Origin of the sequence: Streptosporangium sp. NPDC049376 (assembly GCF_044466505.1) — a bacterium.
In the GTDB taxonomy this organism is placed as follows: Bacteria; Actinomycetota; Actinomycetes; order Streptosporangiales; family Streptosporangiaceae; genus Streptosporangium.
Map to the genome: position 1 here is coordinate 455064 of NZ_JBITMT010000002.1, position 17346 is coordinate 472409.

18 protein-coding genes are annotated in these 17346 nt (G+C 70.8%); 10 read left to right on the plus strand and 8 right to left on the minus strand.

Features of this window, described 5'->3' with window-relative positions; all coding sequences use genetic code 11:
• Positions 1-217 precede the first annotated feature (217 nt).
• Positions 218-1216 (plus strand): MoxR family ATPase, encoded by a 999-nt coding sequence (locus ACIBVQ_RS07450; protein WP_362910354.1) that lies wholly within the window; start codon positions 218-220, stop codon positions 1214-1216.
• Between the two features lie 55 nt (positions 1217-1271).
• Positions 1272-2639, plus strand: coding sequence for a DUF58 domain-containing protein (locus ACIBVQ_RS07455; protein WP_352009854.1), 1368 nt, complete (start codon positions 1272-1274; stop codon positions 2637-2639).
• Positions 2640-2655: 16 nt separating this feature from the next.
• On the opposite strand, the gene ACIBVQ_RS07460 is transcribed toward ACIBVQ_RS07455, so the two are convergent.
• Positions 2656-3651, minus strand: coding sequence for a stage II sporulation protein M (locus ACIBVQ_RS07460; RefSeq protein WP_362772423.1), 996 nt, complete (start codon positions 3649-3651; stop codon positions 2656-2658).
• A 105-nt stretch (positions 3652-3756) separates the two neighbouring features.
• Here ACIBVQ_RS07460 and ACIBVQ_RS07465 point away from each other — a divergent pair, with 105 nt between their 5' ends.
• Together ACIBVQ_RS07465 and ACIBVQ_RS07470 are read left to right on the plus strand one after the other, a co-directional pair.
• Complete coding sequence (locus ACIBVQ_RS07465; RefSeq protein ID WP_362910106.1) at positions 3757-4593, plus strand: arylamine N-acetyltransferase; 837 nt, start codon at positions 3757-3759, stop codon at positions 4591-4593.
• Between the two features lie 90 nt (positions 4594-4683).
• Complete coding sequence (locus tag ACIBVQ_RS07470; protein ID WP_352009857.1) at positions 4684-5376, plus strand: phenylalanine--tRNA ligase beta subunit-related protein; 693 nt, start codon at positions 4684-4686, stop codon at positions 5374-5376.
• On the opposite strand, the gene ACIBVQ_RS07475 is transcribed toward ACIBVQ_RS07470, so the two are convergent.
• A complete protein-coding gene (locus tag ACIBVQ_RS07475) occupies positions 5345-5836 on the minus strand; it encodes a helix-turn-helix domain-containing protein (protein WP_352009858.1) in 492 nt (163 codons plus the stop codon). The two genes, ACIBVQ_RS07470 and ACIBVQ_RS07475, sit on opposite strands and share 32 nt — an antisense overlap.
• Before the next feature lie 100 nt (positions 5837-5936).
• Between ACIBVQ_RS07475 and ACIBVQ_RS07480 the strand changes: the two genes are divergently transcribed.
• Positions 5937-6461, plus strand: a complete 525-nt coding sequence (locus ACIBVQ_RS07480) for a pyridoxamine 5'-phosphate oxidase family protein (RefSeq protein WP_362910110.1) — start codon at positions 5937-5939, stop codon at positions 6459-6461.
• A gap of 48 nt (positions 6462-6509) precedes the next feature.
• A complete protein-coding gene (locus ACIBVQ_RS07485) occupies positions 6510-7457 on the plus strand; it encodes an RDD family protein (protein WP_399176253.1) in 948 nt (315 codons plus the stop codon).
• Positions 7458-7509: 52 nt separating this feature from the next.
• On the opposite strand, the gene ACIBVQ_RS07490 is transcribed toward ACIBVQ_RS07485, so the two are convergent.
• On the minus strand, positions 7510-8919 hold the full coding sequence (locus ACIBVQ_RS07490) for an LVIVD repeat-containing protein (RefSeq protein WP_399176255.1): 1410 nt from the start codon (positions 8917-8919) through the stop codon (positions 7510-7512).
• Between the two features lie 184 nt (positions 8920-9103).
• Between ACIBVQ_RS07490 and ACIBVQ_RS07495 the strand changes: the two genes are divergently transcribed.
• Entirely contained in the window at positions 9104-9763 is a 660-nt protein-coding gene (locus ACIBVQ_RS07495; protein WP_399176257.1) for a DUF305 domain-containing protein, read from the plus strand.
• A gap of 2 nt (positions 9764-9765) precedes the next feature.
• On the opposite strand, the gene ACIBVQ_RS07500 is transcribed toward ACIBVQ_RS07495, so the two are convergent.
• Together ACIBVQ_RS07500 and ahcY are read right to left on the minus strand one after the other, a co-directional pair.
• On the minus strand, positions 9766-11007 hold the full coding sequence (locus tag ACIBVQ_RS07500) for an adenosylhomocysteinase (RefSeq protein ID WP_352009863.1): 1242 nt from the start codon (positions 11005-11007) through the stop codon (positions 9766-9768).
• Positions 11008-11070: 63 nt separating this feature from the next.
• A complete protein-coding gene (gene ahcY, locus ACIBVQ_RS07505; protein WP_352009864.1) occupies positions 11071-12498 on the minus strand; it encodes an adenosylhomocysteinase in 1428 nt (475 codons plus the stop codon).
• Between the two features lie 201 nt (positions 12499-12699).
• On the opposite strand from ahcY, the gene ACIBVQ_RS07510 reads away from it, so the two are divergent.
• The 3 genes from ACIBVQ_RS07510 (at position 12700) to ACIBVQ_RS07520 (ending at position 15055) form a co-directional block, all read left to right on the plus strand.
• On the plus strand, positions 12700-13035 hold the full coding sequence (locus ACIBVQ_RS07510) for a MerR family DNA-binding transcriptional regulator (RefSeq protein ID WP_352009865.1): 336 nt from the start codon (positions 12700-12702) through the stop codon (positions 13033-13035).
• Positions 13036-13103: 68 nt separating this feature from the next.
• Positions 13104-14282, plus strand: a complete 1179-nt coding sequence (locus ACIBVQ_RS07515) for a sensor histidine kinase (RefSeq protein WP_399176260.1) — start codon at positions 13104-13106, stop codon at positions 14280-14282.
• 122 nt (positions 14283-14404) lie between these two features.
• Positions 14405-15055 carry a response regulator transcription factor gene (locus tag ACIBVQ_RS07520; protein ID WP_352009867.1) on the plus strand — a complete coding sequence of 217 codons (651 nt, stop codon included), beginning with the start codon at positions 14405-14407 and terminating at the stop codon, positions 15053-15055.
• A gap of 10 nt (positions 15056-15065) precedes the next feature.
• Here the strand turns inward: ACIBVQ_RS07520 and ACIBVQ_RS07525 are convergent, their stop codons facing one another.
• Genes ACIBVQ_RS07525 through ACIBVQ_RS07535 form a run of 3 tightly spaced genes read right to left on the minus strand, consistent with a single transcriptional unit; the run spans position 15066 to position 17343 of the window.
• Entirely contained in the window at positions 15066-16025 is a 960-nt protein-coding gene (locus ACIBVQ_RS07525) for a cation diffusion facilitator family transporter (RefSeq protein WP_399176262.1), read from the minus strand.
• A 41-nt stretch (positions 16026-16066) separates the two neighbouring features.
• Entirely contained in the window at positions 16067-17173 is a 1107-nt protein-coding gene (locus ACIBVQ_RS07530) for a bifunctional phosphoglucose/phosphomannose isomerase (protein WP_362910124.1), read from the minus strand.
• Entirely contained in the window at positions 17170-17343 is a 174-nt protein-coding gene (locus ACIBVQ_RS07535) for a Trm112 family protein (protein ID WP_184712993.1), read from the minus strand. The genes ACIBVQ_RS07530 and ACIBVQ_RS07535 overlap by 4 nt, the downstream gene beginning before the upstream one ends.
• Positions 17344-17346 lie beyond the last annotated feature (3 nt).

Consider the following 17346-nt stretch of genomic DNA (forward strand, 5'->3'; position numbering starts at 1 on the left):
CGAGCCGGGCGCCGGATACCCCGATCCCGGGCCCGGCGGCGACCCCGCGGGCACGCCGCCGGACAACGGCGGTCAGGGCGGCACGCCGTCCCCGGGGCCCCAGACGCCCTTCCCCGGCGGCCAGGGCGGCTTCGCGGCGCCTCCCGCCCCACCTCCCGGACCGCCCGCCTCCTTCCCCGCCGGGCCCGCTGTGCCCCCAGGGGCCCCGGCGCCCCCGATGCCCGCTGTGCCCCCAGGGGCCCCTGTGCCTCCCGTCGCGGGGACCGACAGGGCGCGTGAGGCGCGTGAGGCCCTCAGCGCGCTGCGCGCCGAGGTCGCCAAGGCCGTGGTCGGGCAGGACGCGGTGGTGACCGGGCTGGTCATCGCCCTGCTCTGCCGGGGGCACGTGCTGCTCGAAGGCGTGCCGGGCGTCGCCAAGACCCTGCTCGTCAAGACGCTGTCCGCCGCGCTCTCCCTGGACTTCAAGCGGGTGCAGTTCACCCCGGACCTGATGCCCGGCGACGTCACCGGCTCCCTGATCTACGACGCGAAGACCTCGGAGTTCGAGTTCAGGCAGGGCCCGGTCTTCACCAACCTGCTGCTCGCCGACGAGATCAACCGCACGCCTCCGAAGACGCAGGCGGCCCTCCTGGAGGCGATGGAGGAGCGCCAGGTCAGCGTCGAGGGCAGGGCGCGCGCGCTGCCCGAGCCGTTCATCGTGGCCGCGACCCAGAACCCGGTCGAGTACGAGGGCACCTACCAGCTCCCCGAGGCGCAGCTCGACCGGTTCCTGCTCAAGCTGACCGTGCCGCTGCCCGCCCGCGACCAGGAGATCGCGGTGCTGGAACGGCACGCGCTCGGCTTCGACCCGCGCGACCTGTCCCACATCAGGGCGGTCGCCACCGTCGAGGACCTGGACGCGGGACGCGCGGCCGTCAGCCAGGTGCACGCCGGGCCCGAGGTGCTCGGCTACATCGTGGACATCGCCAGGGCCACCCGCCAGTCGCCGTCACTGCAACTCGGCGTCTCACCGCGTGGCGGCACCGCGCTGCTCGCCGGCGCCCGCGCCTGGGCGTGGCTCTCCGGCCGTTCCTACGTGACCCCTGACGACGTCAAGGCCCTGGCCAGGCCCGCGCTGCGGCACAGGATCCAGCTGCGTCCCGAGGCCGAGCTTGAGGGCGCGACCGCGGACGGCCTGATCGACGCCATCCTCGCCTCCGTCCCCGTCCCCCGCTGAGCGTGGCACCGATCGTGACGAGGACGCGCGAAGGAGAGGGCGAGGCGGTGCGGACATGGCACTGACGGGACGGGCCGCGCTGCTGGCCCTGCTGGGGACGCTGGTCGTGCTGTTCGCGCCCAGGCCCGGTCTGGCGGTCGCCGCCGTCGCGCTGCTGCTGGTCGCGCTGGTCGCGATCGACCTGGCGCTGGCCGCGGGCGTGCGACCGCTGCGCCTGAGCCGCGCGGGAGACCGCCTGGTACGGCTCGGCGAGACCGCGGCGGTCGAGCTGATCGTGGAGAACCCCGGCCCTCGCAGGGCTAAGGGACTGCTCAGGGACGCCTGGCCCCCGTCGGCGGGGGCGGCTCCGCGCCGTTTCGTCCTCGACGTCCCTCCCGGGGAGCGCCGCCGCCTGGTCACGACGCTCACCCCGTCCCGAAGAGGGGACCGGGAGGCGGTCACCGTCACCGTGCGGACGCTGGGCCCGCTGGGCATCGCGGGCCGCCAGGGCTCCCACAGCGTGCCGTGGTCGGTCCGGGTGCTGCCGCCGTTCCTCAGCCGCAAGCACCTGCCCGCCAAGCTGTCCAGGCTCAGGGAGCTTGAGGGCAGGCACCCCTCGATGATCAGGGGGCAGGGCACCGAGTTCGACTCGCTGCGCGAGTACGTGGTCGGTGACGACGTCCGTTCGATCGACTGGCGGGCGACCGCCCGCCGCCACGACGTGGTGGTCCGCACCTGGCGTCCCGAACGCGACCGCCGGGTGCTGATCGTCCTGGACACCGGGCGCACCTCGGCGGGACGGGTCGGCACCGCCCCGATCCCGCTCGCGGGTGAGCTTCCCCGCAACCGGGACATCCCTGGTGGAACCGGGGTGGCGCCCGGCTGGCCCCGCCTCGACTGGTCGATGGACGCGGCCCTGCTGCTGGCCGCGCTGGCCTCGCGGGCGGGCGACAGGGTCGACTTCATGGCCCACGACCGCGCGGTGCGGGCCTGGGTCTCCGGCGCGGGCCGTGGCGACCTGCTGTCCACCCTGGTCAACACCATGGCCCCGATCGAGGCCGAGCTGATCGAGGCCGACTCGGCGGACATGGTCTCGGCCGTGCTGTCCAGGGCGAAGCGGCGCTGCCTGGTCGTGGTGCTCACTGACCTGAACCCGGCCTCGCTTGAGGAGGGGCTGCTGCCCGTGCTCCCCCAGCTCTCCTCCCGGCACCTGGTACTGCTGGCCGCCGTCTCCGACCCTCAGGTCGCGGCGATGGAGGCCGGGCGCGGCACCGCCGAACTGGTCTACAACGCCGCGGCGGCCGAACGGCACAGCGCCGAGCGGCGCAGGATCACCGCCCGGCTCAGACGACACGGCGTCGAGGTGGTCGACGCCGCCCCCGAGCAGATCGCCCCCGCCCTCGCCGACGCCTACCTCGCCCTGAAGGCCGCGGGCCGCCTGTGACCCGGCCTCCGGGCTCCTACCCGGCGCTCGGGGCCAGGTCGGGCGCCCGCTCCAGGTCTCCGGTCTCCCCCGCGGCCACGGCACGGCGGCCGAAGAAGATCACGTAGGCCAGGAAGGCCGCCTCCGCGACGACCCCGATGCCGACGCGCGCCCAGGTCGGCAGGCCCGAGGGGGTGACCAGGCCCTCGATGAGCCCGGAGACCAGCAGGACGACGACCAGCCCGAGCGCCACGCTCACCACGGCTCTGCCCTGCTCGGCGAGGACCTCGCCCCGCCCGCGCGGCCCCGGGTTGACGACCGTCCAGCCCAGGCGCATGCCGACGGCGGCGGCCAGGAAGACGGCGGTCAGTTCGAGCAGGCCGTGCGGCGTGATGAGCCCGAAGAAGACGTCCAGCCTGTCGTGGGAGGCCATCAGACCTGCGGAGACGGCCACGTTGGCCGCGTTCTGCCACAGGATGTACGGGATCGGCAGGCCGAGCAGGATGGCCATCACGATGACCTGCATCGAGACCCAGGCGTTGTTGACCCAGACCTGGCCCGCGAACGAGGCCCCGGGGTGCTCCGAGTAGTAGTCGGCGAAGTCGTGCTCGACGAGCTGACGGATCTCCTCCGGCGTGCCGACCGCGGCCTGGACCGCGGGGTCGCGCGCGACCCAGACGGCCATGACCACCGAGACCAGCAGGAACGCCCCGGTCGTCGCGATCCACCACCAGCGGGCGCGGTAGGCGACCACGGGGAAGGAGACCGTGAAGAAGCGGACGAACTCCCGCCAGGCGGGGGTGTGCGCGCCGGTCACCGCGGAACGGGCCCTGGCCACCAGCGCGGAGAGCCGCCCGACCAGGAACGGGTCCGCCCGGCCTGAGCGCACGATGGACAGGTGCGTCGCGACCCTCTGGTAGAGCTCGACGAGTTCGTCGATCTCGGCGCCGTTCAGCGACCTGCGGCGCCGTACCAGCTCCTCAAGGCGGTCCCAGACGGGGCGGTGCGCGTTGACGAAGGCGTCGATGTCCACCAGGAAAGCCTAATGCCGCGCCCGGGGGCCCTTCTTGACCTCAAGGGGGATTGAGGTCCTAGGTTCGGAGACCTGTGGAGTGGTCGAGCCGGACGGGGACGGGACATGAACCAGGCGGGGCGTGGCTGGGACGGCGAGACGCTGGATCTGGCGGCCTATCTGGCGCGGATCTCCTTCGAGGGAGACCTCACGCCGACCGCGCGGACGCTGCGCGCCCTGCAGCGGGCGCACGCGGCCGCGATCCCCTTCGAGAACCTGGAGGTCGTGCTGGGCCGCCCGGTCCTCCTCGACCTCGAAGCCCTTCAGGACAAGATGGTGCGCGGGGCGCGCGGCGGCTACTGCTACGAGCACACCCGGTTGTTCGCGGCGGCGCTCGAACGGCTGGGGTTCGGCGTGACAGGGCTCGCCGCACGGGTGCGGATGGGCTCCGACAGGCTGCGGGCCGCGACGCACGCGCTCCTGCTGGTCGAGGTGCCCGGGTCCCCGGAAAGCGGGTGGATCTGCGACGTCGGCTTCGGCGAGGGACCGACCGAGCCGATCGAGCTGGTCGAGGGCGCCGAGTCGGAGCAGGGCGGCCGGCGTTTCCGGCTGGAACGGGCAGGGCGGGAGTGGGTGCTGAACTCCCTGCGCAGCCCCGCGGACGGCTGGCTCGACCTGCACTCCTTCACTCTCGACCCGCGCTACCCCGTCGACTATGTCGTTATAAATCACTACATCTCAACTCATCCGAACTCGCCGTTCGTCAACCGTCTCGTGGTCAGGCGACCCGGCCCCGGGGTCCTGTACGGCCTGCTGGGGACCACGCTGACCGCCCACCACCCCGACGGCTCCGCCGAGGAGCGGCATCTCGAACCCGGCGAGGTGCCGAAGGTCCTTGAGGAGACCTTCGGCGTCCGGCTCGGCCCCGCCGACGCCGCCGCCCTCACCGCCCGTCTCTCCTGACCCGTCCCGGCCCGTTCCCGCGAGCCGTACCGGTGATCGACACCGGTTACGGTGTCCTCCTAGACACATGAACCCACGGGGAGCGGCCTCATGTACTTCCAGCACGCGGACGACATCTGGGCGGAGCACCCCGGCCTCGCCGCCGGAGTGGTCCTGGCCACCGGGATCACCCCGGAGGCGTCCGTCGAGGAGCGGATCACGGAGTTCGCCGCCGTCGCCGGGCGGCGGCTCGCGGCGGGCTCCGAGGCCGAGTTCCCCGAGATCCAGGCCTGGCGGCGGACCTTCTCCAAGATGGGCCTCAAGCCGACCCAGTACCGCTGCGCCTCCGAGGCGCTGCTGCGGCGCTTCAAGAAGGAGGGGGACCTTCCCCGGATCCACCCGCTGATCGACCTGTGCAACGCGGTCTCGATCGCGTTCGCGATCCCGATCGCCGTGTTCGACCTGGCCAACGTCTCCGGGGGCCTTGAGGTCAGGCACGCGACCGGCGAGGAGACCTACCTGACCTTCTCCGGGGAGACCGAGAACCCGGAGCCGCGCGAGGTGGTCTTCGCCGACGCCGAGGGCCGGGCGCACGCCCGCCGGTGGACGAACCGGCAGAGCGGGCTGTCCGCCGTACGGCCGGGCACCGCCTCGGTCCTGATCGTCGCCGAGGCGCTGCACGACTCGGCGGCCGGGGACGTCGAGGAGCTCACGGCCACGGTCGCCGGGCAGCTCGGCGAGGTCTGGCCGGTCGCGCCCAAGGCCGTGACACTCAGCCGGTCGGCTCCGCGTCTGGAGTTCTGAGCGGCTCCCCGCCCGCTCCCGGGCCGGGCAGTACGTCCACGTCGGTGGCGCGCATCGGCTGCCCGCACGAGGAGCAGCACAGCTCGACGTGGCCGATCTCGCCGCAGGCGTGGTGGCGGTAGAGCACCGGCGGCCCCGCCTCTCCCGAGGTCCAGCGGTCACCCCAGCGCACCATCACCAGCAGCAGGTCGCACAGCTCCCTGCCCTTGGCGGTGAGCAGGTACTCGTCGCGGGGTGGCCGCTCCGAGTACGCCCGTCGTTCGAGCACGCCGTTCTCGGTCAGCCATCTGAGCCGTTCGGCGAGCACCTTGCGGGAGATGCCCAGGTCCTGCTGGATCTGCTCGAAGCGGTTCATTCCAACGTAGACGTCCCGCAGGATCAACGGTGACCACGGCTCGCCCACGACGTCCAGCGTGCGGGCGATGGAACAGGCCATGTCACCGAACCGAGTGCGTTGCATCGGCCCAGTCTAGGCGAGTGGGTTCCCTCAGGGAATGGTCTCTGCTACGGTCGCCCTATGAGTTCCCTCAGGGAACTGACAAGGAGAGGACTGATCCGCGATGTCGAAGAACCCGGTGGCCGAACTCCTGTTCAGCGAGGCCGACGCCACCCCCATCAGCACCGACCCGGCGACGGTGAAGTCCTGGGACCTGGCACGGACGTGCGTCGAGTCGGCGCACCGGGCGTGGCTGTCGACCGGACGGCCGGGCGGCGGCCCGCACGCCGTGCCGTTGATGCCGGTCTGGGTCGACGGCGCGCCCTGCTTCACCAGCCGCCCCCACTCCCGCAAGAGCAGGAACCTCGCCGGCGACCCCCGCTGTGTCCTCACCGCCGCCGACGAGACACTCGACCTCGTCATCGAGGGCGAGGCCGTACGGATCACGGACGAGGACGGCATCAGGCGGGTCCTCGACGCGTTCGGGGCCAAGTACGGCTGGGGGCTGTCGGTGCGCGACGGTTCGGCCTTCGCCGACGACCTGCCCGGCTCCCCCGAGTACGGTGTCTACCGGATCGTTCCGACCCGTGCCTTCGGCTACGGCGCCGACGGCTCGACGGCGACACGCTGGCGGTTCGAGGGAGAGTGACCAACTGCGTAGGGGAGTGGGATGGTCCGTCATAGGTAGGGTGCTGATGTGACCGATGTCGTAACCGGCGAGGCCGTCGTCGTCGAAGTCAGGATCGCCCAGCTACCGAGCCGGGCCCTGGCACTGCTGATCGACATGACGGTCCAGTTCGTGACGCTGTTCGGCGTTTCCCAGCTGATCGGCGTCCTGGCCTGGAACGCCGACGAGGCACTGGTCGTGATGCTCTACATCGCCTTCACCGTGTCCGTGCTCGTCGGCTACCCCGTGGTCTTCGAGACCCTCAGCAGGGGCCGCAGCCTGGGCAAACTCGCCCTCGGGCTCAGGGTCGTCAGCGACGACGGCGGCCCGGAGCGGTTCCGGCAGGCACTGTTCCGCGGCCTGTCCGGAATGGTGGAGTTCTGGATGCTCGGCGGCGCCCCGGCGCTGATCGGCTCGCTGATCTCCGAGAAGGGCAAACGGCTCGGTGACGTCTTCGCGGGCACCGTCGTGATCGCCGAGCGCTCCCCCAGGCAGTACGGCCCGCCCCTGGAGATGCCCCCGCCGCTGGCCGCCTGGGCCGCGACGCTCGAACTGTCCCGGCTGCCCGAGGGGGTCGCCGCGACCGCCAGGCAGTACCTCATGCGCTGGTACGACCTCTCGCCCGCCGTGCAGCACGAGATGGGGGTGCGCATCGCCACCGAGATGTCGGCCTTCGTCTCACCGCCCCCACCGTCCGGGGTGCCGCCGTTCGCCTACCTGACCGCCGTACTGGCCGAGCGCCGCAGGCGTGACCAGGTACGGCTGGCGCAGCGGATCGGCGCTCCCCCGCCCGACCCCCGGTTCCAGGCCCCGTCCCAGGCTCCGTACCAGCCGTATCCGCAGCCGCCCGCCCCGCCGCCCCCGCCGTACGGCCCGCCCTTGGCTCCCCCCACGCAGGCCCCTCAGCCCCCTCGGCCCCCGCAGGTCCCGCAGGCGCCTCCCACGACCACCCCCGGCGGCTTCGTCCCGCCCGCCTGAACACCGACGTGCCCCGGCCATGGCGGACCGGGGCACCGGAGAAGGGGAACGGTCACTCCGCCCCGACGCCGAACCAGCCCCTGTAGGAGGTCTGGGTCTGCACGTTCAACCGGTCGAAGCGGACCCACCTCGCCGGGTCGGTGCGCCTGTCGCTGATGTTGAGGACGTCGAGCCCGAAGTTGAAGTCACTGCCGTAGACGTAGCCGTTGTAGTAGTAGGCCGACCAGATGCCGCCGGAGCCACCGCTGGGGTCGGGACCGCGCTCGAAGAAGCCGATCTCCTTCGGGTGGGCCGAGTCGGTGAAGTCGATGACGGAGACGCCGCCCTGGTACCACGCCTGGACCAGGATGTCGCGGCCCCTGACCGGGATCAGTGAGCCGTTGTGCGCGACGCAGTTCTCGGTCTCCCCCTGGTAGCGGGAGATCTTGAAGTAGCTCTTGAAGACCAGCCTGCCGCGCCTGATGTCGAAGATGGCGTCGGCTCCCCGGTTGGGTCCCGTCTCCTCGTTGCAGGTGGCCGCGCCGCCGCCGCCGAGTTCGTCGGTGAAGATGACCTTGGTGCCCTCGTTGTTGAACGTCGCCGAGTGCCAGAAGGCGAAGTTCGGGTCGGTCACCCGGGCCGTGACGACCGGGTTCTCCCGGTCGGAGATGTCCAGCAGCACGCCGTCACCCATGCAGGCCCCGGCCGCGATGTCCTTCTCCGCGTAGACGGTGATGTCGTGGCAGCCGGTGGTCGGCAGCAGCAGACCGGGCTGGGTCTCGTTGCCGCCGTCGGGGAAGACGACCGGCGTGGTGACGACCGCGGCGTCCACCGGCCTGTGCAGCGGCACCTTGATGACCGAGATCTTGTCATGCGGCGGCTGGCAGTCGGGGAAGGCCGCGTTGGGGCTGTAGGAGGAGACGTACAGGTAGACGTTCCTCCAGCGGTCCCTGCCCTTGCCCGGCACCTGGGTCAGGGTGTGGGAGCCGCAGTTCGTCTCGACCGACTTGATGTACTTCGGATGTGCCTTGTCGCTGATGTCGAAGATCCGGACGCCCTCCCACGACTCCTTGACCGACGCGCTCTGCGCGGTGCTGCTGCAGGAGTCGTTGTTGCGGGAGGAGTCGACCGCGGTGAACAGCAGGTTGTCGTGGACGGTGACGTCCATCTGGGAACCGGGGCATACGACGCTGCTGACCACCTTGACGTGTTTCGGGTCGCGAATGTCGTAGATAGAGAAACCGCCGTAATTTCCGACGAACGCATAGTCACCCTGGAATGCGATGTCGGTGTTGATGGTCTTCTCCAGCCCGGCGGGCTTGGGAACATTCGTCACATGCGCCACATTCGCACTGGTGACCACCTGGCCGGGGGCCGGGAGATCGGAGGCCTGGGCCGGTACGGTGGCCAGGACCAGCGCCGCCGCGGCCGCGGCCGCGATCAGGAATCGGCCACCAAGGCCCTTCCTGAGAGGGGATAACACCGGTGATCCTCCTTGCCGCTTATGCCATAAAGCACAGATAAATAACTGAATTGTTTATCCGAACGGCAGACACCACAAGACCTGACCACGTCAGTAAATTTTCCCGCTCTGCGGCCTTTACTCCTTTCTCTCCCCGGGTTATCGTCCTTGCCCGGGGGAGTCGGGAGATCACGAAGGAGGCCGGGTGCGCGTCAGACTGGTGCTCGCCGTTTTCACGGCCCTGTCGGCCCTGTCGGCCACCGCCTGCTCGACCGGCGGGCGACCGGCGGCACTGTCCGCCCCGCTGTCGGCCGCGTCGCCGACCGCGCCCGTCATCGCGCCCGGCAGGCCGGGCGAGGCCGCCAGGACGCTCGGGGCGGACGAGGCGGCGACGGCGGTGCCCACCCCCACGGCGAACGCGGCCGACGTGCGGTACGCGCAGGACATGATCGTCCACCACCGGCAGGCCCTGGAGATGGCGACCCTGGCCCTCACCCACGCGGGCGACCCGACGGTCCGCGCCCTGGCCTCCCGGATCAGGGACTCACAGGGGCCGGAGATCCAGGTCATGTCCCGGTGGCTGACCGAGCAGGGCATGCGGCTGCCGGACCACCACACGAACCACGGCGCCATGCCCGGTATGGCCACCCCCGAGCAGCTCGGCGCCCTGGCCGCCGCCTCGGGCCCGGAGTTCGACCGCCTCTTCCTGCGGCTGATGACGGCCCACCACCGGGGCGCGATCACGATGTCGGCGGAGGTCCTGACCAACGGCTCGCACCTGAGGATCGAGGAGATGGCCAACGAGATCGCCACGGTCCAGGCCGGGGAGATCCGCAGGATGGCCCGCCTCCTGGCCTCCCCCTGAGGTCAGGAGCCCAGGCGCCAGGAGCGCAGGTACTCCTCCTGCTGCGTGGTCAGGTGGTCGACCTCGATGCCCGCGGCGGCGAGCTTGAGCCTGGCCACCTCCACGTCGACCTCCTCGGGAACGTCGTAGACGCCGGGTTCGAGCCGGGCCCGCTCACGGGCCAGCCAGGCCACGGCGAGGGCCTGGGCGGAGAAGGACATGTCCATCACGGCGGCCGGGTGCCCCTCGGCGGCCGTGAGGTTCACCAGACGACCCTCGGCCAGCAGCAACAGCCTGCGCCCGTCGGCCAGGACGTACTCGTCGGTGTTCGGCCGCACCCCGGGCCGCACCTCGCGGGCCAGTTCCTCAAGGGCCCTGACGTCGATCTCCACGTCGAAGTGGCCGGCGTTGGCCAGGATCGCGCCGTCCTTCATCGCCGCCAGGTGCTCACCCCTGATGACGTCGCGGTTGCCGGTCACGGTGACGAACACGTCGCCGACCACCGCCGCGGCGGCCATGGTCCGCACGTCGTAACCCTGCAGCGAGGCGTCGAGCGCCTTGACCGGGTCGATCTCGGTGACGACGACCCGGGCGCCCAGGCCCCTGGCCCGCTCGGCCACCCCCCGGCCGCAGAAGCCGAACCCGGCGACGACCACGACCTTGCCCGCCAGCAGCGTGTTGGTCGCGCGCATGATGCCGTCCAGGGTCGACTGGCCGGTGCCGTACCGGTTGTCGAACATCCGCTTGGTCCGGGTGTCGTTGACCGCGACGACGGGGAAGCGCAACGCCCGCTCCGCCGCCATCTGCCGGAGCCTGATGACCCCGGTCGTGGTCTCCTCGCAGCCGCCGGAGACCGTTTCGAGGAGTTCGGTCCGCTCGGTGTGCAGGATGTTGACCAGGTCACAGCCGTCGTCGAGAACCAGGTCGGGGACGATGTCCAGGGCCTGGTGGATGTGCCGGTAGTAGGTCTGCCGGTCGACCCCCGCCAGCGCGTGCACGCGCACGCCGTACGCGCCGAGGGCCTGGGCCACGTCGTCCTGGGTGGACAGCGGGTTGGAGGCGGCCAGCGCGATCTCGGCCCCGCCCGCCCGAAGGGCACCCATGAGGACGGCGGTCTCCGCCGTCACGTGCAGGCAGGCGGCGATCCGCAGCCCGTCGAACGGCTCGTCGGCCGCGAACCGTTCCCCGATCGCGGTGAGCACCGGCATCGCCCGCGCCGCCCACCCGATCCGCCGCTCCCCGGCGGCCGTCAGCGCGCTGTCCACGGTCCTCCCCAGATGGCCCGAAGGCCCCCGCGTGCCACGCGGGGGCCGGGTCTGACGGTTCGATCAGTAACGGTAGTGGTCGGCCTTGTAGGGGCCCTCGACGTCCACGCCGATGTACTCCGCCTGCTCCTTGGTGAGCTTGGTGAGCTTCACGCCGAGGGCGTCGAGGTGGAGGCGGGCGACCTTCTCGTCCAGGTGCTTGGGCAGCACGTAGACGCCGACCGGGTACTGCTCGGTCTTGGTGAACAGCTCGATCTGGGCGATCACCTGGTTGGTGAACGAGTTGGACATGACGAACGAGGGGTGGCCGGTGGCGCAGCCCAGGTTCATCAGACGGCCCTCGGCGAGCACGATGATCTGACGGCCGTCGGGGAAGGCCCAGGTGTGGACCTGCGGCTTGACCTCGGTCTTGACGATGCCCGGGATCTTGGCCAGGCCGGCCATGTCGATCTCGTTGTCGAAGTGCCCGATGTTGGACACGATCGCGTTGTGCTTCATCCGCGACATGTGGTCGGCGGTGATGATGTCGAAGTTGCCGGTCGTGGTGACGAAGATGTCGGCGATGCCGACGACGTCGTCGAGCGTGGTGACTTGGAAGCCGTCCATGGCCGCCTGGAGCGCGCAGATCGGGTCGATCTCGGTGACGATGACCCGGGCGCCCTGGCCCCTGAGGGCGTCGGCGCAGCCCTTGCCGACGTCGCCGTAACCGGCCACGACCGCGACCTTGCCACCGATCAGCACGTCGGTGGCGCGGTTGAGGCCGTCGATGACCGAGTGGCGGCAGCCGTACTTGTTGTCGAACTTCGACTTGGTCACCGAGTCGTTGACGTTGATCGCCGGGAAGAGCAGCGAGCCCGCCTTGAACATCTCGTACAGGCGGTGGACACCGGTGGTGGTCTCCTCGGTGACGCCCTTGATGCGCGAGGCGATCTCGGTCCAGCGCTTGTCCGGCCCGACCGTACGGCGCAGCAGCTCCAGGATGACCTGCCACTCCTCGGAGTCGCCCTCGGAGGCACCGGGGACGGCACCGGCCTTCTCGTACTCGACACCCTTGTGGACGAGCAGCGTCGCGTCGCCACCGTCGTCGAGGATCATGTTGGGGCCGTCACCGCCGGGCCAGACGAGCGCCTGCTCGGTGCACCACCAGTACTCCTCCAGGGTCTCGCCCTTCCAGGCGAAGACCGGAACGCCCTTGGGGTCCTCGACGGTGCCCTCGGGGCCGACGACCACGGCGGCGGCGGCGTGGTCCTGGGTGGAGAAGATGTTGCAGCTCACCCAGCGAACCTCGGCGCCGAGCGCGACCAGCGTCTCGATCAGCACGGCGGTCTGGATGGTCATGTGCAGCGAGCCCATGATCTTCGCACCGGCCAGCGGCTGGGAGTCCGCGTACTCCTTGCGGACGGCCATCAGACCCGGCATCTCGTGCTCGGCGAGCTGGATCTCCCGACGCCCGAAAGCGGCCAGGGAAAGGTCGGCGACCTTGAAGTCCATGAATTAACCCCTCTGGTTGATGGTCTGGCGCCGCATGCCCCCGCCGGGCTCGCCGCGTGCGCGGCCCCGCTTCGCCTCCGGGCACGGCTCTCACTCCACCGGAAAGCAGACGAAGTGAGTGTAGGCGCCCGATACGGCTCCGCGCACCTTGTGAGGCGGTAACCTTACACAAGAATGTGAGGTTTCCAGGAAAGGCGCGATATGCGGATCACCGAGGCCGCGAAACGGCTGGGAATGTCCCCCAGAATGCTCCGCTACCGCGAGGCCCTGGGACTGCTCCCGCCCGTCAGGACCCAGGGGGCGCACCGCCGCTTCGGCCAGGAGGAACTGGCCGCCGTGGCGCAGGGCGTCGAGCTGGAGAAGCGCTTCGACGTCTCCCCCGCCGAGCTGGCGTTCGCGCTGCGGGTGCTGAGCGAGCCCGCCGTCGCGCAGGCCGTACGGGATCTCGGGCTGCGGATCGGCCGCCTCCAGGCCCCGCGCAGGGCGCTGGACTTCGAGAAGGAGAAGGCCCTGCGCCTGCTCCAGGGGCGCTCCTGACCGCAGGAGGGGAACGTCGCTCCCAGGAGTGACGACGCCGGACGGCCTCCGTCGCGACAATTCTCCCCATGAACGTCGCAACCGTATTGACCGAGGCCGAACGGAGGGTCGACGCCCTGAACCTCCGGCGGGTCATCGCCTCCCCCCTCACCGACGTCGCCGTCGGCGTCCTGCTCATGTTCCTCGCCCTGGCCCAGCTTGGCGGCCGGTCCTCCCTGACCATGCTGGCCGCCGTGCTCGCCACGCTGCCGCACGTCGTACGGCGCAGGCATCCCTGGGCGGTCGTCACTCTGGTCTCCTTCGGCGCGCTCTGCCTGCTCTACACCGGCGTACTGCCCGACTACCCCCCGTTCGGCGTAGTGCTGTCCGGCGCGCTCACCCTCTACACGATCGCGCGGATCGTCGGCCCGCTCGTCGTCGGGCTGGTCATCGGCGCCCTGACGATCCTGCTCCTGGCGGCCGTGTTCCTGCTGAACGGGAGGGAGCTGCTGTCCATCGCCACGCTCGACAGACAGGCGGTCTCCCCGCTCGTCGTCCTGTTCCTCGGAACCGTCCTGCTGCTCTTCCTCGCCCATGTACGGCGCAGCGCCAGCACGATCACGGAGATGCGCGCGGGCAACCTGGAGACGCTCAGGGAGCAGGCCGCGATGGCCGAGCGGGCCAGGATCGCCAGGGAGATGCACGACATCGTGGCCCACTCCGTCTCGAAGATCGCCGTGCAGGCCGAGACCGCCCCCTACACGCTCGACGGCCTCGACGAGCGGACCCTCCAGGAGTTCGCCGAGATCGCGACCTCCGCCCGGACCACCCTCACCGAGATGCGCCGCCTGCTCGGCGTGCTGCGCGCCGACGTCGTCACCGCCCCGGAGACCGCGCCACAACCGGGGCTGGCGCGGCTTCCCGAACTGGTCGGACGACACGAGGGCGAGGTCGACCTCGACGTGATCGGGGAGGAGGTTCCCCTGCCGCAGGCCGTGGACGTCTCCGCCTACCGGATCATCCAGGAGGCGCTGACCAACGTCCGCGTCCACGCGCCCGGTGCCCGGGTCTCGATCGAGCTGGCCTACCGCCCTGCCCTGCTGGCGCTGCGGATCACCGACAACGGCCCCGGCCCCTCCGGCGACACCGAGAACGGGCACGGCCTGGTCGGCATGCGCGAACGCGCCCTCGCCCTCGGCGGCTGGTTCAAGGCGGGCCCCGGCCCCTCCGGTGGCTTCCTCATCCAGGTGGGTCTCCCCCTCGAATGACCTCCCCCGAACCTCCCGCCCCTTACGCCGAGGCTGTCACCGGCCCTCCGGCCGAAGCCCTCCCCGGTCCTCAAGCCGAGGCCCTCCCCGGGACGGCCTCCGGGGCTCCTCCCGGGACGGCCGTGGACGGCCGGATCCGGGTGCTGATCGCCGACGACCAGCCGGTCGTGCTGCGGGGCTTCGCCGCGGTGCTCAGGGCCCAGCCCGACATCACCGTCGTGGGAACCGCCCCCGACGGCGCCCAGGCCGTACGGCTGGCACGGCGGACCCGTCCCGACGTCGCGCTGCTGGACATCCGGATGCCGGAGATGAACGGCATCGAGGCGGCCCGCCGAATCCTGGAGACCGAGGCGACCAGGATCATCATGATCACCACGTTCGACCTCGACGACTACGTGTACGACGCGCTCACCGCGGGGGCGAGCGGGTTCCTGCTCAAGGACGTCAGGGCCGGAGATCTGGCGGAGGCCGTGCGGACGGTGGCCCGTGGGGACGCGCTGCTGGCCCCCAGGATCACCAGGCGACTGATCGCCGAGTTCTCCCGGCAGCGAAGGCCCGCCGCGGACGGCGGGCCGCTGACCCCACGTGAGGTCGAGGTGCTGCGGCTGATCGCCCAGGGGCTGTCGAACGCCGAGATCGCCTCCCGCCTCGTGGTCACCGAGCACACCGTCAAGACCCACGTGGCCAGGCTGCTGGCCAAGCTGAACCTGCGTGACCGCACGCAGGCCGTCATCCACGCCTACGAGACGGGACTGGTGGTCCCCGGCGCGTGAACCTCCCGGGTCACACCCGGCCGTTGGCCGCGTGCGGCCCGGGGGTGATCCCGCCCGTCTTGGCCCGGTCGAGGTCGGGCTCCAGGTAGATGACGCGGGCGATCGGCACGGCGGAGCGGATGCGCTGCTCCGCCTCGTCGATGCCCCTGGCCACCTCGGCGGCCGTGTCGTCGTGATCGACCGCGATCTTCGCGGCGACCAGAAGCTCCTCGGGGCCGAGGTGGAGGGTGCGCATGTGGATGACCCTGACCACCTCGGGGGCGCTCTCCAGGGCGGCGATGATCTGACCCTCGACCTCGGGGCCGGCGCTCTCGCCGATCAGCAGCGACTTCATCTCGACGGCCAGCACGATCGCGATGACGGCCAGCAGCACGCCGATCGCCATCGTGCCGACGCCGTCCCAGACACCGTTGCCGGTGACGACGGCCAGCGTCACACCGACCAGCGCCAGGATGAGGCCGACCAGGGCGCCCAGGTCCTCCAGGACGATGACCGGCAGCTCGGGCGACTTGGACCTGCGGATGAACTGGGTCCACGTCTGCTTGCCGCGCAGCGGGTTGGACTCCTTGATCGCGGTGCGGAAGGAGAAGCTCTCCGCGATGATCGCGAAGATCAGCACCGCGAAGGCCACGATCGGCGTCTCCACCGGGTGCGGGTCACTGATCTTGTGCCAGCCCTCGTAGAGGGAGAAGAGCGCGCCGATCGTGAACAGCACCACCGCGACCACGAAGGCGTAGAAGTAGCGTTCCCTGCCGTAGCCGAAGGGGTGCTCCGGGGTGCGCTTGCGCTCGGCCCGCTTCCCGCCGACCAGCAGCAACACCTGGTTCCCCGAGTCGGCGAGGGAGTGAATCGACTCGGCGAGCATGGACGACGAAGTCGTGACCAGGAAGGCGACGAACTTGGCCGCCGCGATCGCAAGGTTCGCGCTCAACGCCGCGATGATCGCCTTTGTACCGCCGCCCGCACTCACGACAGCCTCCGCTTACATAGTCCGAAAAAGACGAGAGGATACTATTGGGAAATTCTCGCCTTTAGTTCCGTGATGGCCGACACGGGGGTCGGATCGATCCCGTACCCCAGGGCGAGATAGGTACTCGCGTAGTCGCCCAGCCCGATCAGCGTCGCGAGCCGCTCAAGCGGATGAGCGCCCTCCGCGACGAGCTGGGTGGCCGGAACGCCCCTGTCCTCGGCCATCCGCACCGAGGCCTCACGCCGCCGCGCCTCCTGCGGATGTTCCTCCGTGTCACGCAGCATGAACAGCCGCAGCGACCGGCCCGCGTCGTCGGCGAAGATGTCCCGCTGCGCCAGCGGACCGTCGAAGGCCACCACCTGGTTGTGGTTGGCCTCCGGGATCTGCCCCCAGACGGCCGGGTACTTGCCGTTCTCGTTGAGCTGGCTGGCCCACCGGTAGGCGGCCACGGCCGAGAGCCGGGAGGAACCCCAGATCATCGGCACCGTCTCCGCCAGCTCCATGGCCAGCGTCTTGCCCGGGTTGATGAAGGACTCACTCACCGGACGGCAGCGGTGGGCGATCTCCTCAAGGCGCTTGGCGACCTCCTCGATCACCCCGTCGTCCATCTGGAGCACGCCGAGTTCGGCGGCGACCACGAGCAACGGCACCGACAGCGCCCAGACCGCCGCCCGGGGCTGCCCGCCGGTGGTCACCGGCACGAACGGCGCGCCCGACTGCCTGGCGACCGCGTGCAGCGGAGAGTTCGCCGCGGCCAGCACCAGCAGGCGGCACCCCCTGCGGACGGCCTCCGTGGCCACCGCGAGTGTCTCCTCGGTCTTGCCCGAACACGACACGGCGACCACCAGGTCCGTCGCGCCGACCCAGCCGGGCAACTGGTAGGAACGCACCGTCACGATCGGCAACGGAGCCCCGTTGCCGCACACCGCGTCGAGGATGTCACCGGCGATGCCGGAACCGCCCATGCCCGCGACCACGATCGCCCTCGGCCTGCCCTCCCCGATCACCCGGGTGAGGTCGGCCTCACGGACACCCCGATGTGAGATGCGCACCTGCGCCGCCGAGGCGGCGACGGCGCGCAACATGCCTGAGGGGTCGCCCTCGGTCAGCCACCCCTGGTCGTCGAGCCGATCCGACTCCCAGCTCACGACTTCCGAGCCTCGTCGACCAGCAGGACCGGAATGTCATCACGAACCGGATAGACCAGCCCGCACGAGGCCGAAGTACACGACAGCTCGTCCACCTCCGGCTCCGCACGCAACGGAGACTTGCAGTTGGGGCAGGCCAGGATCTCCAGCAACCACTCGTCGATCTTCACGTG